The sequence below is a fragment of the Syntrophomonas wolfei subsp. methylbutyratica genome, assembly GCF_001570625.1.
Classification (GTDB): Bacteria; Bacillota; Syntrophomonadia; order Syntrophomonadales; family Syntrophomonadaceae; genus Syntrophomonas; species Syntrophomonas methylbutyratica.
In genome coordinates this window covers 1-15807 of sequence record NZ_BBQT01000008.1, presented here as the reverse complement: position 1 = coordinate 15807, position 15807 = coordinate 1, and the positions used below count along the sequence as shown (strand labels likewise).

11 protein-coding genes and 2 riboswitches are annotated in these 15807 nt (G+C 46.7%); of the genes, 1 reads left to right on the top strand and 10 read right to left on the bottom strand.

Translation table 11 applies throughout. The features are described 5' to 3' along the window. Positions 1-25 precede the first annotated feature (25 nt). From AWB54_RS07550 to fdnG, 7 genes are all read right to left on the bottom strand, one after another. Positions 26-484: a hypothetical protein gene (locus AWB54_RS07550; protein WP_061214000.1), complete on the bottom strand. Its 459-nt coding sequence runs from the start codon at positions 482-484 to the stop codon at positions 26-28. A 233-nt stretch (positions 485-717) separates the two neighbouring features. Continuing rightward, complete coding sequence (locus tag AWB54_RS07545) at positions 718-1443, bottom strand: DUF1287 domain-containing protein (RefSeq protein WP_082736081.1); 726 nt, start codon at positions 1441-1443, stop codon at positions 718-720. Between the two features lie 210 nt (positions 1444-1653). Further along, positions 1654-2661: a substrate-binding domain-containing protein gene (locus AWB54_RS07540; RefSeq protein WP_174520060.1), complete on the bottom strand. Its 1008-nt coding sequence runs from the start codon at positions 2659-2661 to the stop codon at positions 1654-1656. A 441-nt stretch (positions 2662-3102) separates the two neighbouring features. Beyond that, positions 3103-3876 carry a formate dehydrogenase accessory protein FdhE domain-containing protein gene (locus tag AWB54_RS07535; protein ID WP_061213999.1) on the bottom strand — a complete coding sequence of 258 codons (774 nt, stop codon included), beginning with the start codon at positions 3874-3876 and terminating at the stop codon, positions 3103-3105. A gap of 13 nt (positions 3877-3889) precedes the next feature. Then, on the bottom strand, positions 3890-4549 hold the full coding sequence (locus tag AWB54_RS07530) for a formate dehydrogenase subunit gamma (RefSeq protein WP_061213998.1): 660 nt from the start codon (positions 4547-4549) through the stop codon (positions 3890-3892). A 2-nt stretch (positions 4550-4551) separates the two neighbouring features. Beyond that, a complete protein-coding gene (locus AWB54_RS07525) occupies positions 4552-5364 on the bottom strand; it encodes a 4Fe-4S dicluster domain-containing protein (RefSeq protein WP_061213997.1) in 813 nt (270 codons plus the stop codon). A gap of 2 nt (positions 5365-5366) precedes the next feature. Continuing rightward, a complete protein-coding gene (gene fdnG, locus AWB54_RS07520; RefSeq protein WP_235811126.1) occupies positions 5367-8399 on the bottom strand; it encodes a formate dehydrogenase-N subunit alpha in 3033 nt (1010 codons plus the stop codon). A gap of 172 nt (positions 8400-8571) precedes the next feature. Then, positions 8572-8692, bottom strand: a riboswitch (molybdenum cofactor riboswitch). 263 nt (positions 8693-8955) lie between these two features. On the opposite strand from fdnG, the gene AWB54_RS07510 reads away from it, so the two are divergent. Next, positions 8956-10194, top strand: a complete 1239-nt coding sequence (locus AWB54_RS07510) for a molybdopterin molybdotransferase MoeA (RefSeq protein ID WP_061213994.1) — start codon at positions 8956-8958, stop codon at positions 10192-10194. Between the two features lie 143 nt (positions 10195-10337). Here the strand turns inward: AWB54_RS07510 and nuoF are convergent, their stop codons facing one another. The 3 genes from nuoF to fdhF form a co-directional block, all read right to left on the bottom strand. Then, positions 10338-11561 carry an NADH-quinone oxidoreductase subunit NuoF gene (nuoF, locus tag AWB54_RS07505; RefSeq protein WP_061213993.1) on the bottom strand — a complete coding sequence of 408 codons (1224 nt, stop codon included), beginning with the start codon at positions 11559-11561 and terminating at the stop codon, positions 10338-10340. Positions 11562-11578: 17 nt separating this feature from the next. After that, positions 11579-12025 (bottom strand): NADH-quinone oxidoreductase subunit NuoE, encoded by a 447-nt coding sequence (gene nuoE / locus AWB54_RS07500; protein WP_061213992.1) that lies wholly within the window; start codon positions 12023-12025, stop codon positions 11579-11581. Between the two features lie 123 nt (positions 12026-12148). Further along, positions 12149-14830 carry a formate dehydrogenase subunit alpha gene (gene fdhF, locus AWB54_RS15300; RefSeq protein WP_082736091.1) on the bottom strand — a complete coding sequence of 894 codons (2682 nt, stop codon included), beginning with the start codon at positions 14828-14830 and terminating at the stop codon, positions 12149-12151. 458 nt (positions 14831-15288) lie between these two features. Next, positions 15289-15409: riboswitch (molybdenum cofactor riboswitch) on the bottom strand. Positions 15410-15807: the final 398 nt, after the last annotated feature.

The window sequence follows — 15807 nt, the reverse complement described above, 5'->3', positions numbered from 1 at the left end:
GGTATTGAAAACACTGACTGGTAATTTAAACCTCCGGGCTTGACTTTAGCCGTCTTTGAAAAACTATAAATACCGGTAGTGGAATAATGATCCAACCCATGCTTTTTACCAGCCTATTTTTAGCTCGGTTAACTTGACGGTCTTTTTCAGCTACAATCAGAGCGTCATATCTTGCTCTTAGCTCAGCCTCGCTAAGATTAGCTTTGGTATTCGCATTTTCAGACTTTTCCAAACCCCATTGTCTATATTCTTCAAATGACTGATGATAAGGAGCAGGAGTAACAATATCGGCAATGGCCATAAATGCGCTTACGCTTCCGCCGATTATCATCATTAGTGTTGCAAATAACACCACATAAATATAAACGTTTTTCATCATAATGTTCCCACCCTCTTTAGAATTTCCTCTGCTTGCGGATATTGCAGTAGCTGCTAATATCAACACTATAACCACAAGCGCTAATCCTATTAATGAAACTACCACCGATTCTGCCTCCTTTTGCTTAATCTATTATAGCGAAAATCTGACCGCAATTGTATAAGGCAAGATTAACCAGGTATTTCTTGAGCCAGGATAATTGCTGGTTATCACAGCGTATCTTAAACTTTGGGTAATCTGGCGGGTAGTCAAAATCATCAATGCAATCATTGCCGTCCTATAAAATCACCCAGGGCTTTAGCATCTATTTGCTCTATTACCCTCACGTGGTGCTGTATTTACAGCGCCCCGGCTTTTTTATCGCTTATAAATCTGAAATGATATATTATCTTGGTAGGCCAATTCGTTAGAGCATCTGCCTCACTGGCACGGGGTCCGCCATTATGTATAACTAGGGGCACCCCATCCCGGCGGCGCCGATCTGATATTACTCCAATATGCTCTAACGGAGGAGCAAATACTACAATATCTCCCGGTTGCCAGTTAACCAGGTTCTCTGTATCTCTGGGCTTTACCTCCGCAGTTAATTCTTCAGCATGGCGCTGAAAAAACACCTGCAAATTCCTTACGCGGCGGTAATCGATAGCTGAATCCGGATTCTTGCCGGTGGTTCCGTAAGCAGCAGGGGCTTTTTTTATGTCATCGTCCACCAAAGCACGCAGGTCATAACCGGCCGTCTGCAAGGCACGCCAAATTACATCTGTACAGGCTCCCTTGCCTTCAGGAGGATACCCTTGCGAATAATAGGAGCTATCATATTGAGTGCCTCTTTTAACCTCTTGACGAGCACCATCAACAATATCCAAGGCATCAGCAATTCCGTTCTGGTTATTATCCTGGGAAGAAATTGCGAGCGGCACTTCGCATTTAGCTCCGAAGGGCAGCCTTTCCATAAAACTAGGATAGTTAAAATGAGACATCAAGAGATTACCATACTTAATCACGAGCAGAGTGAGTATAAGGATTATTAATAAAAGTAAACCCCTTCGTTTATTCTTACGCATTGGAAAATTGCCTGCCTTTATTCTTACCCAACCTTATTTATCCTGTAAATATCATCCCGAGCAGAATATTAGTGAAGAATCTTACTTTCACAGGGTAAAGAGTCTTTGCGACCAAAGGGAATATTAGAAATGTGCTAAGCTCGCCTGGAACTAAAAGAGCCTTCTCCTTAGCCTGAGCAAGATCATAGAGTTTAGTTCAGGCAGGTAGTCCTAAGAACGCGCCTTTGCAGAATGGGGAGTTTCGTAGACGATCTTTCCAGTCAGGGAGGTATCATAGCCACTATGCTGTTCAACCGCCCGTTTAAATGCAATTGAGTTTACAACTGCCTGTATCTGCTGCCATTCAGGCTTTTCTGCTGTTTCCTGAAGAATAACCAGGTCAAACCTTTCTTTAAACAGGGGCACAAAATCCAAACCCATCCTTTGGGCAGCAAATTGAATGCCAATGCCGAAATCAGCTTCTCCATTAGCAACCTTAAGTGCAACTCCCCAATGAGTCTGTTCTTCTATTTCATAGCCCTGAATTTGGCGGACTGGTATGTTGTTTTCCAACAAGTATTGATCTATTCTTAAACGGGTGCCGGAGCCTCTCTGTCGGTTTACAAAGCGACAACCTTTTTTGGTGATATCCTCCCAGGAATTGATATTGTGCTTGTTGCCTGCGGCGACAATCCAGCCCTGGGTTCTTTGAACCAGGTTAACAACCTTATAAGCTTCAGCCAGAAGTATGTGTTCTACGAAGGGTAGATTGTATTCCTGTAATTTTTCATCCCAAAGATGAATGCCGGTTACTTGCGCTTCTCTGTGGTAAAGAGCAACCAAGCCTTGCATACTGCCTTTAAAAACAGTCTTAAGGGAAAGAGAAGAAGAGGAGTGATTTAAAAACTCTGCCAGCAATTCAACAGATAGATCATGGCTGCCCATAAAACAAAAACCATTATCTGAAGATACATCCTCCTGCGCGTCAGAATATCCCCGGGGGCGTTTTTCACCTGAGTCTCCCTGCAAGTAGTGCATTAGCGAATCATAATCAATACGTATTTTTCTTCCAACGCGCCATGAGGGAATTTCTCCCCGTTTGATTAGCTCGTACAGGGTGTATCGAGAAATTTTAAGTATTTGAGCAGCTTCTTCTGGGGTAAGAGGCGGACGTTTAGTAATGGTTATTCGACTCCTTCCGCTTATCAGTAAATGTTCTCGCTTAACAGGATTGCTCATAGGGGTAGCAACTCATAAATCTATCATAATTCATTTTTGCCGATTTTTATTGTACTTTTAACATAACACCAGGGGAGAATCGTGTCAACTTACCTGGGGTTTTGAGATTTCATATATTCCCTTTATTGTTTTTTTTCCTATTTATTTTAAGAATTTGTAGTTACCGTTTCTTATTTAAAATGGCTATCTTTACTAAGTTTCGTTTGTCGCTACTAGTTTTCTCTTCTTTATAATTTTCATGTACGATCGTTGCCTTATCCTTAAAAAAAAAGCTTCCCGCAAAAGCGGGAAGAAAAAGATTGGGATGTATGAAAAGCCTAAGCTTTTTCATCAATAATTATGGCACACAGTCTATAGCATCATGTTACCAGAGATACTATCAAGACTAGCCTTCGCTGCGATTAATTCCCCAATATATTAATTTCATATTATTTGGCTTAACTAGTTGATTTGATTATCTTTTCTAACCTGTTCTTCTATCCAGCGTTCGATTGCATAATTCAACGGAAGCGTTCTCATATCTTCCCAAAGATAATCCGCAGCATAAAGCATACGCCCATCGATTTCCTTGAAATATTGCCCACAAACCTGACAAACACCCATTTCAATTCCGGGAAACGCCTCGTTTTTGAGATAAAACAATTTCTTGGAATCTTCGCTTCCGCAATACATACATCCGGTTCGCTGTACAGGCCATTCAAAGTTGCATGTGTTACAGTGCATTACTCTTTTCCCGTCCGGTGCGGTCAGAACCGCCAAAGTCGATATTTCGCCGCAAACCGGACAAGCGGCTACATTTTTCTCCGGATTCTCTGATGCGCGGGGATTATACTTTTGCTCCGGTACTCCCTTTTCATTGACGGTCTGACTGGCCAGTTTAGCTACACCATTAACCGCTATCTGGAGGCGTGTTGCCATTTCTGCTTCCATCATGTTGTTGCCTGACTTCAATTGCTCCCACATTTCCCACAAGTCTGAATCATTGATTTCTACTTTGGCAGAGAGATTTAATCTCTGCCAAAGCTCGATAATTGCACCTTGAGGTAAATCAACAATAGGTAAATATGGAGATTCTTCATTCAGGCTTAAACTAGCAAGCCAGTATGAACCACGTTCCTGCCGCCAGGCATCAACCTCTAGTTTGAGCTGACGATACTTCTGGTAGGCTTGTTCCATATTTTCCGCAACTACCAATTTGCTTTTTCCTGCAGCCATACAAATTCTCCTCTTATCCTTTCATGGTTTCTTTTGCCTCTTCGTTATACCATTTTTCATAGTGCTCATAAGCAAACTTGGCAGGAACCCAACCGGTGAAAATACCCTTTAGAGCCTGGTTTGAATCGGGATGAAGTATTCCCAGATATAAATGGGCAATCAAAAGGGCAGCCATAAAAAGTGCGCAGGCCGCATGTATAGGATACGCCCACTGTAGCAGCAAACTTGGACCTGAAGCAAACCACATAATATAGCCGCTGGTAACAATACAAAGTGTTCCCAGGATGGTAAACATAGAGTTCAGCTTTTCGCCGCCGTTAAACTTGCCCTGGGGCGGGAATGGTTTATGGCCGCCAAAGAATTCTATACCAAAATTCTTGGCATGATCGAAGTCATCTTTACGGAAGTTAATTACGTCTTTAAACCAGCGCCGCATCTGGCGTGCGCCTTGTCCTTTGCCAATGAATCCTATTATCATACCTAACGTAAACAGCACAGCAACGACACGGTGAATATTTCGTGTAACTTGAATCCCGCCGAATACGTTCATAGCCGGCTGAAAAGCGTAGACGAGCACTCCCAGTCCGGTAAAAAGCAACAGCAAAAATGCAACGCCGTGACACCAGTGCACAAAACGCTCTCCCGCGGAAAAACGATATACCTCTTTTGCCATATCTACTTACCTCCTTCGTCGTGGGATGCCGCGATATTTTTCGCTCGGTTGGCATAATTGCCCCTTACTAAATTGACAATAACCCCACAAGTGATAGCTGCAGCCGAAGCGCCAATCGCTATACCACCCAGCGGATAAACTATATCTTTCCAAAGAGTCAAGGATATCGGTGTTGTAGGATTTAAAGGAAGCCCATAAGCATCCGGTCTATCCTGCAGCAGATAAACATAAGTCGTGCCGCCCATCAATTCATTGCCATACAGATGTGCTTTCGGATTGGTTAATTGAAGCTCTGCAACGCGGGCTTGGGCTTGGGGCATTATCTCATCATAATCGCCAAACTGTATCGCGCCGGGCTGGCAGGTTTGAGCACATGCCGGTTTCATACCGCTTTCAACGCGATCAATACAACCGGTGCATTTGTAAGCTTTATTAGCAGCTTCGTCAATCTTGGGAACGCCCCATGGGCAGTTCGCCGCACAATATCCGCAGCCAATGCATTTGTCTTTATCGATCAATGTATATCCCGATTCTGTCTTATAGATGGCCTGGGAAGAACAGGCCTTCATACAAGCTGGATCGGCGCAGTGGAAGCACTGGAGTTTCAGCATATTAAAACGCATTTTTTTATCTTTGTACTCTTCTCTGAACCTGACATAGGTCCAGGTATTGGGTGTAAAGTCAGCCTGGGTCTGATAACTGCTTATGCGTTGTGTCTTTTCAGCCGGAAGATCATTCCACGCTTTGCAGGCTACGGAACAGGCCTTGCACCCAGTACATAATGAGGTGTCAATAAAAACCATTTTTCTCGCCATCGTTAAGCCCTCCTTATGTTGACAAGACAGCATTTATACTCAGGAGTACCCGCTCCGGGATCGCATGCATTCATTGTCACATTATTAGTACTGGGGCCAGGACTCAAGCTGGCAAAGCCCCAGCTCCACGGCATACCGATGGTCTCCTGATCTTTACCGTTGATTTTAAGAGTCTGGATTCGGTCAGTCACCAGGGCACGCACTACTAACTTGCCACGGGCAGAGGATACTTCGACTTCATCCCCTTCTTTAACACCAATTTTATGGGCCAGGTTTTTGCTTATTTCAGCATAAGGCTCAGGCGCTATCTCATTCAGCCAGGGAATGTTGCGGGTAATCGCCCCGGCGCAGAAGTGCTCGACAACCCCATAGGAGGTAAGGACATAGGGATATTCATCCGGGTTGCCAAACTCTTTTGAAACAATCTTGGCGCAAGGATTGCTCTGCACCTCAGGATGCAGAAGATTGGCGGTCGGGCTTTCAATCGGCTCATAGAACTCCGGCATCGGTCCATCAACCGTCATACCTGCTCCACGAATCGGGACGACAGCCGCAGTACCTTCTGGCGCAACTGTACCACTCTTATAAGTAGCTGCGAATAAGCGTCCTACTCCTTCAGGATTCTGTTTGAACCCAATCTTTCCTTCCGGTGTATCAGGACCTTTGGTCTTGTCGACCACATCGGGTCCGTCATTGCCGACCCAGAGATTCTGGACGGGATCCCACCAGATCAGCTTGCGTTTGGAATCGACCGGCTGCCCTTGGGCATCGCAAGAAGCCCGGTTATAGAGAACGCGGATATTGCCCGGCCAGGCAAAAGCATAATCTTTATTCAGGCCCAGACCGGTGGGATCAGCATTGCCCCGGCGGTCTGCCAGGTTTTTGCCTTCCGGAGTTACCCCTGCATATACCCAGCATCCGGTGGAAACCGTGCCAATCGGTGCTGCCAGATATTCGCCTATCGCGGCAATAGGTTTGCCAGTAGTATCGTTATAGCCGCCGAGTTCCTGGAGGACTTTTAATGCGCTTGCTTCATGATCGCCATAATCCCAGTTGGCTTTTAAAATTGGTTCATCCTTGGGGTCATTGCTTCCGCTATAAAGGGCGCGAACTCTCTTGAAGATGTGGTCCAGCATATCCAAATCCGGGTGACAGTCATTGAGGGGTTTTAATGCCACTTCCTTCCACTGGACCAGGCGGGAAGAATTGGTCATGCTGCCGGCCTTTTCATAAACGAAGGCCGCCGGCAGGAAGATTACCTCGGTCGGAATCTTGGCCGGATTTAATCCTTCTTCTTTCCAGAACTGGGCGGTTTCGGTGTTAAATATGTCGGCCACTACCAGCATTTCCAGACTAGATAGGCCTCTAGCCACCAGTTTTCTGTCCGGGATGGAAACCGTGGAGTTGGAGCCCCAGTTGAGGAGAAGCTTAAACTGTCCTTCTTCCATTTTGCTGAAGAACTGGGGTTGAATAGGCATATTTGCTGGATTGTTCTTGGGCAGCCACTGATATCCGTATTCATTTTCGGCGGTAGCATTCGCGCCGAACCAGGCCTTGAGCAGGGCTACTATTGGTTTATACTGGACCGAGCCGTGTTTCGCAGCAAAATCATTCAAGGTCTTTTCTTGATTAGTAGGATAAGGGATATATCCAGGCAAGTTGGCGTTCAGGTTGGCCATATCGGTGGAACCCTGAACATTGGGCTCGCCGCGCAGGGCCTGGATGCCGCCACCGGCCTTGCCCACATTGCCCAGTAGCAATTGGATGATGGCGTAGCAACGAATACCCTGCACACCGGTGGTGTGCTGGGTCATGCCCAGGGCGTAGAAGATGTTGCCTGGTTTGGCTGCAGCGAAGGTGTCGGCTATCTGTTTTATTTTGGCAACCGGTATTCCGGTGATGTTTGAAGCTACTTCAAAGGTATATCTGGAATAATGGGTTTTGAGTTTCTGGAAAACACAATCCGGATCATCCAGGCTGTCTGCCTTTACCGGTTTACCCTCGGCATCCAGTTGATAGGCCCAGCTTGCATAATCATACTTCCTGGTTTCAGGGTTAAAACCGGAAAACATACCGTCTTTGAATCCAAAATCTTTGCTTATCTTATAAAGCGCATTGGTGAAATTCAAAACATAGAACTCATCATAAAGCCTATTCTCGATGTAATAATTGATCATTGCACCCAGGTAAGCAATATCGGTTCCGGGACGGATTTGGGCGAAGACATCCGCCTGGGAAGCGGTGCGCGTGAAGCGCGGGTCAACAACAATAACCTTGGCGCCTTTCGCCCGGGCGCGGTTAACCCATTTCATAGCAATGGGATGGCATTCCGCACAGTTGCTGCCTGCGATCAAGAAACATTCGGAGTTTTGCATATCCTGCCAGGAGTTGGTCATGGCGCCGCGTCCAAATGAAGGTGACAAACTAGCCACCGTGGGCGCGTGTCAGATACGGGCCTGGTGTTCGTGGAATGGTGTCCCGATCAGGCGGGCAAGTTTGGAAAGCAGGTAGCTTTCCTCATTATCAACCTCGGCCGAACCTATCATACAAATGCCTTCCGCCCGATTCACGGTAACGGTTTCTTTGGCTCCGGTCTTGGCATTCGTAATCTCCTCGGTGCTCGTCCAGGTCTTATCTCTGACTTCCTTGATTTTCTTGGCAATACGATCATAAGCTTCTTCCCAGGTAATATCCACGAATTCGTCAGAACCCGGAGCACGATAAAGCGGATTTTTCGGACGTTCCGGAGAATAGGCCACCTGCGCCAGGCTTGCCGCCTTGGGGCAAAGGGTACCTTCGTTGATGGGATTGTCCGGGTTCCCATCAAGGTGGACCAGTTTTCCATCCTTAATATGCAGGAGAAGCCCGCATCCACCTGAGCAGAAGTGACAGATGCTGGGTATCTTTGTGCACCCTGCCAGCTTCAGTGCGTGCCCGTGTGCGGCAGTTGCTTCCAAGTCAAACCCCAAGCCGGAAGCAACCGCGGCAACGGAGAGACCTGAAAGCTTCAGGAAACCACGACGAGTAAATTTCATAACCAATCTCTACCTCCCTTAAAAACTACTACTACCAGCAGATACTCTTTTTGCCAGAGTACCTGATTGCATTTATGGGATAAGCAAAAATGCCTCCAGCAAAGGCCAGGGGCATAAAAAAATATTTTTGGATTTTATGCCCATTATGGCCCAGCAAGTACTACCTGCTTTGAACCAGGCTTTTTAGGCTCCTTTCCAAAAATACGGGGAGGCACAATCGTTTCCAACTATACCCAGAGGCCTAGAAACCATGGCTTTGCTTTAGGTCTAAAGGCTTGGAGCTATACAATTGTCTTAATCATACGCCAACCATACACAGAATAATACACCGTATGCTATATACATCCAACTATCTCAAACACAATATAACATAATGCTATTATTTTGTCACTAAAAAAATTAAACATAATTATTTCATATTAAGCCTAACAATTTACTATAATGGATGTATAATAAATAAAGAAATATATACTGAGGGTTTTAAAACATCGGGGGATATATTTCACCTCTTTATAGAACAAAAAAGGAAATGCGCGATAAATGAGGTAGGTTATTTATGAGTAGACTACAGTTGGTTAATGATAAGATATTAGAAGCTGTTAGTTTAGATAAAGCTGTTGATATAAGCTGTGAAAGCATTCAAGCCCTGGACACCGAGTACCTGCACATCGATAATGCCTATATGCGGGTGGCCGCGGATAATATAGCCAGCTTTATTGATATACCCAATTTTGACCGTTCGGCAATGGATGGCTATACGATTGGCAAGACTGATCTTAAAAGACTGCAAACCGGACGATCGTTGCGTTTGAGAGTAGCTTCTATTATCGGAGCTGGTTCAATTGAAAACAGGCCAACAAGGCCCGGGGAAACCTGTAGAATTATGACCGGGGCTTTGCTTCCAGAGGGCAGCGTTGCCGTTATCAAACAAGAGGACGTTGAGATAATAAATGAAAACTATATAATTGTCAGCATCAGGCCGCGGCGGGGTGAAAATATACGAAGAGCCGGCCACGAATTGATGGCTGGAGATAGAGTTGCCGCCAAAGGGCAGGTTTTAAAAGCGGAAATCCTGGAAAGAATAGCCGCCTGTGGCATAGAAAGGGTGCCGGTATACAAAGTGCCTCGTGTATATATTATAGACACGGGAAATGAGTTGCTTTTACCCGGGTCCCCCATCAAAACAGGATGCATATATTGCAGCAACCGGAGCCTATTAGCATGCAAAATAAACAGCAGCAGAGCTTTACCGTCGCTGTCGCCTTCTGTAATTAATGATGACCTGCACACCATTATAGCTGCAATAAAAAAGGCGGCACGGGTCTCTGATATGATAATAATCAGCGGGGGGACCGGCAACGGCCTTTTCGACTTGGTTCGCAACGCGTTCGAGTATTTGAATGCCCAGCTTCTTTTCAAAGGTATAAACGTCTTTCCCGGCAAAAATACTTCGGCCGCCCTTCTTGATGGCAAACTTATTTTCAATCTGTCCGGCAGCCCCTCTGCAGCCGGAATATTGTTTGAAGCTCTGGTAAAACCGGCCCTGCTTAAGTTAAAAGGAGAGTTATTGTATAAAGGTGATTGGTTTAATATAGAGCTGGCCAGTCCCATTGAACATTTAAAGTCGGGGCGCAGCCTGCACCGAGGAGAAATGATTATTGAACAGGGCCATGCCTACGCCCTGCCGGTAAACCGAAAAGATATTAATACGGGAAATATTCCTTTACTGTTAGATGTACATAAAAGGTCGGGGGAAGAACCCGTCATGGTTAAAGCTAAATTAATCGTAGATTAAGACACAAGCATCAGCGCTCCTTACCCCTCACTCCTCACTTTTCTCATTAATCATTTTTATTGCCCGAACTTATAGCACAAGATTGTGTACCGGGGGTTTATGGCCCCCGGTACATAATAAACATAATCTGGGATTATAGAGCATTAATTAAACTTGGCTGTATAATCGTTTCTAAAATGCTTTAAGGTTGTTAGCACTGGAGCCGGAGCCGCCTGTCCCAAACCACACAAGCAGGCTTTGGACATAACGCTTCCCAGTCTCTCCATAAAGTCTAGATCGCCGGCAACTGCTCCGCCGTTTTTCACCCGGTGCAGCATTTCATGCATGCGCTGAGTTCCCTCCCGGCAGGGGGTGCACTTGCCGCACGATTCATGAGCAAAGAACTTGCTTATGCGATCAATTACATCGACTATATCCCGGGTCTCATCCATTACGAAGAAGGCTCCTGACCCCAGGGTAGCGCCAATGGCTGACATGGAATCGAAGTCGATCGGGGTATCGAGCAGTGATTCGGGTATGAATCCGCCAGATGTTCCTCCTATTTGCACCGCCTTGAACTTTTTGCCACCGGCAATTCCTCCGCCAAAATCGTTCAATACCTGGCGGATGGTGGTGTTAGTAGGCACTTCAATAACAGTGCGGTTGACAATATCTCCCGTCAAGGTCATGACTTTGGTTCCTGGATAGCCCGCCGCGCCAATGCCTTTGTACCAATCCGCGCCCTTGTCAACAATGGCGGGAATATTGGCAAAGGTTTCTACATTGTTGACAATAGTGGGCTTGCCCCACAAGCCGATAACCGGTGGAAATGGGGGCTTGAAGCGGGGTTCACCCCGGTGCCCTTCTATAGACTCAATAAGTGCGCTTTCTTCGCCACACACATAGGCCCCGGCTCCCATGCGCACTTCGATATTGAAGTCGCCCAGGAGGCCCTTTTCACTGGCCTGGGCTATGGCTTTATTGAGGATTTCCACAACGTAGGGATACTCGCCCCGGCAGTAGATATAGCCCTTATTGGCTCCTATTGCATACCCGCAAATAGCCATCCCTTCCAGGACGCTCTGCGGGTCATTCTCCATGATAATCCGGTCTTTATAAGTTCCCGGCTCACCCTCATCGGCATTGCAAATAACGTATTTCTGATCGGCCTTTACGCCGTAGGAAAAACCCCATTTCATACCAGTGTTAAATCCGGCGCCGCCACGGCCCCGTAATCCTGACTTCTTAACCTCTTCAATCAGATCTGGCTGGCTCATGCTCTTAGCTTTGGCTAAGGCTTGATATCCGCCCACCTGGGTGTAACTATCGATGTTCAACGGATCAACTTTGCCGTAATTGCGCAGTACTATGCGCATTTCCTCGGCCATTTTTTACCCTCCCTTCTTTACTTGTACTCTGCGAGGATAGCAGCAACCTTATCAGCTGTTACATCCCCATACGGTTGACTGTTGATTGTTATAACCGGTGTGGCCTGGCACTGCCCTACACACTCGGCAAATTCCAGAGTGAATTTGCCATCAGGGGTGGTTTCCCCCATTTTGATACCCAGTTCCTTTTCCAGAGCAGCCACAACCTTATCAGCACCCGCGATATGGCAGGGTGCGCTTTCACAAATACGAATGACATTTTTGCCCCGGGGGCCAACCTGCAAATAGGAATAAAAAGTAGCAACTCCGTAGGCCTTGGCCTTGGGCATATCAAACACTTGAGCCGCATAAACCACCGCGTCCTCAGGGATGTAGCTGTATTCTTTTTGCACTGCATGATATGCTTCGATAATACCGCCGGGAACTTCTTTATAGGCGCTGATAATTTCTCTGTAATCTGCCATTGCTTATTCACCTCCAACCTTATTGGGTTTGGACTAGATTCTATTTACATACAAATATTAACGTCTTTTTGCGGATGATTTTGGCAAAACCATCTCGAACGCGGCCGCTGTTTAACTGGCCTCCTATACCTTTTCGAGCTTTACAGCACACACTTTATATTCACCGGTTCCAGTAATCGGATCCAGGTGATGGCTGGTTAGGGCATTGGTCGGGGTAGCATTATAATGGAAAGACATCCATATCACCCCTGGCAACACTCTATCGGTTACTTTGATTTGAGTTATCGCTTCCCCACGACGGGAGGTGACTTTAACCTGGCCGCCAGTTACCACGCCCAATTTATCAGCATCAACCGGGTTGAGTTCCGACATCTCCTTGTTCCAAATGCTGCTGATGCCTTTGGAATACGGAGTGGTTACATTATAATGCTGCAGTATTCTGCCGGTGGAGAGTAGGAACGGGTATTCGGCATCGGGTATTTCACCTGGCGGTATATGCTCGGAAGGCTGGAACAGACCGAGACCGCGGGTAAATTTGCCAACATGCAGAACCGGGGTACCAGGATGGTCTAAGCTGGGGCAGGGCCACTGCAGGCTGTTCTCCTGGTCTATTCTCTCAAAATTGATGCCCGCCATGGAGGGCGACAGGGAAGCCATCTCATCCCATATCTCCTTGGGGCTGTTATAATTCAAGGGATAGCCCATAGCAACAAACATCTGACAGATAGTCTGCCAGTTGGCCTGACCGGGGATAGGTTCAATTGCCTTGCGAACCCTTTGGACGCGCCGCTCGGTATTGGTGAAGGTACCATCACACTCGGCAAAACTGGCCGCCGGCAGAATTACATCCGCATAAGCGGCAGTCTCAGTAAGGAACAGTTCATGAACCACCAGGAATTCCAGTTTTTCTAAAGCACCTCTGATGTGATTGGCATCCGGATCGGTCAAAACCGGATTTTCGCCCAGAATATACATGGCTTTCACTTTGCCTTCATGAGCCGCTTCAAACATTTCCGGAATCTTGAGACCTACTTTGGGTGACAGGCTCGCTTCCCAGGCCTTTTCATGTTTTTCCCGTACTGCATCCACACCTACGGCCTGGTAGCCTGAATACACATTGGGCAGTGCGCCCATATCGCAGGCGCCCTGAACGTTGTTCTGGCCGCGCTGTGGGCAGACTCCGGTTCCCGGGCGGCCCAGGTGTCCGGTCAGCATAGCCAGGTTGGCACAGCTCATAACATTACGGGTTCCGCAGATATGCTCGGTAATACCCAGGGTGTAGAATAACATGGCCTTATCGGTGGTAGCATAGAGGCGGGCCACGGCGTACAGATCATCCACTGAGATGCCGGTAAGCTCGGAAACCCGTTCCGGAGTGTAGGACTCCACAATAGCCTTGAGTTCTTCATAGTTCTCGGTGCGTTCTTCTATGAATGTCTTGTCTTCAAGGCCTTCCTTGATAATAATGTGCATTAAGCCATTCAGGAGAGGTATATCAGTACCCGGTTTCAGACGCAGCCAGTAGTCGGCTTCATCAACCAGGTCGATATGGCGTGGGTCACATACTACCAATTTAGCACCCCGACGGGCCGCCTGTCTCATCTTGTAGCCAATTACCGGATGAGCTTCGGTAGGATTGGTTCCAATCAGGAACATGAGCTCAGCCTCGTTGGTAATATCACTGATCGGGTTTGTCATAGCGCCGCTTCCAAAAGTAGTGGCCAGACCGGCCACGGTGGGCGCGTGTCAGGTACGGGCGCAATGGTCAACATTATTGGTCCCCATTACGGCACGGCTGAACTTGCCAACCAGGAAGTTTTCCTCATTGGTGCAGCGAGCCGAACTCAAAGCCGCAAAAGAATCGGGGCCGTATTTTTCCTTGATCTCTTTAAAACGCGTAGCAATTAAGCTAAAAGCCTCATCCCAGGAAGCAGGTTCAAATTGTCCATTCTTCTTGATCAACGGAGTAGTCAGCCGGTTTTCGTTATAGATGAAGTCCCAGCCAAAGCGTCCTTTAACGCAAAGGCTGCGTTGATTAACGGGCGCATCCGGATTTGACAGGACGCCTATTACCTTTCCGTCTTTGACCGCCAGATCGAAATTACATCCGGTGCCGCAGAATGGGCAGGTGGTCCTAACCCGTTCAATATCCCAGCGGCGTCCCTGACCAACCATGGTCTTTTCGGTCAATGCCCCGGTTGGGCATACGGCTACACACTGCCCGCAGAATACGCAATCGGAATCGATGTAGTCGACATCCCCGGCAGTGGTTGCCTTGCGGTGGAAGCCCCGCTTCAAATAAGACAGGTTATCCGCACCGGTCAGTTCTTCACAAGCTCTGACACAGGCGCCGCATAAAATGCACTTGTTCAGATCTCTTACTATGAAGGGATTACTGTCGTCGATCGCATAGGCATGCTTTTGGCCGACAAAGGGACTTCCCTTAATCCCATAACGATAGCAATAATCTTGCAGCTTGCAGGCGCCTGCTTTTTCACAGGTCAAGCAATCCAAGGGATGGTTGGCAATCAATAATTCCAGGATCGTCTTGCGCGCTTCCATTACTGCTGGCGATTCAGTCTCGACTTCCATTCCCTGGAACACCGGTGTTACGCAAGATGCCGGCAACAGGCGGTTGCCTTTTACTTCCACCACGCACAAGCGGCAAGCGCCCAGGGGGCTAAGCTCCTTGTCATAGCACAATCTGGGTATCTCGATACCAGCCAGTTCAGCTGCTTGTAGAATGGTACTTCCTGCCGGAGCCTCTACCTCCTTTCCGTTAATGATGAGTTTTACCAAATCCACCACTATCACTCCTTCCATTTTTTTAGGCAACAAAAAAACCCCCACACTGAAACAGGGGGTGCCTTCCAAGATAATTTGGAATTGAACTATAAGGCAACTTTTCCTTGATTCAGGGCCCCATTTTTGAGTATAAAATATCAGGCCTAACCAGATTCCTTTGCGGAAACCCGGCAATGCTTGATACTTTCACCGCCGAACCCCTTTCCAAGGTTTAACGACAAGAAATAATAATCACGCTTCCCCTAATTAAAAAGAAAATTGAAATCTTGAGACAGATGGACGCTGATTTTTATGATTAACGCTGATATTAATCTGAGTAAATCACCCTGCAGGTACTCCTGATGTTCCGCCCCGGGTGTCACTATTAAAGTTGCAGTGTCCAATAATTCCCTGTAATACCCTCATTTTCGTCGGTGGTTGTGGCCCCGGCCATAGGGGGTTAGTATGAAAAAGCGTGATATAAATACAATACCGCTCCTTTCATCATGATGGAGGCAAACCTGTTTCCCTGTTTACCCTAACGGCTAAGCCACCATGGCATTTCGCTTTAGGCGGGATAGCTCGGAGTTAAGCTCTTGAAAGCATGTTGAGTTTTTTATATTGGATTAAAAAACAAGCCTCTTAAATATTTTATATTCGACTCTTAAATAAAACTTCCTGCTAATTTTACAACTAGATTAATAATACTTTTTACAAACCCAACGTAACTCAATTATATCAAACATAATTTTTCCGATTCAACATACACTTGTAAACCTGCCACGTGATTTAACCTAGTCCATATGTCTCCATCAAATACCTCGCAGCCAATAGCGCATATATCACATTGCATATTATGGCCTTCCAAATAATATCCACTTTCTGATTAATTTTGGTAGCGTGGCAAAAGTATCTTTAGTTTTAGCTCTGGTAATGAGTATTTAGCTTGGTAGGATGCAGTAATAACTCGATATGTAGCCAGCTCATATAGTTGAAAA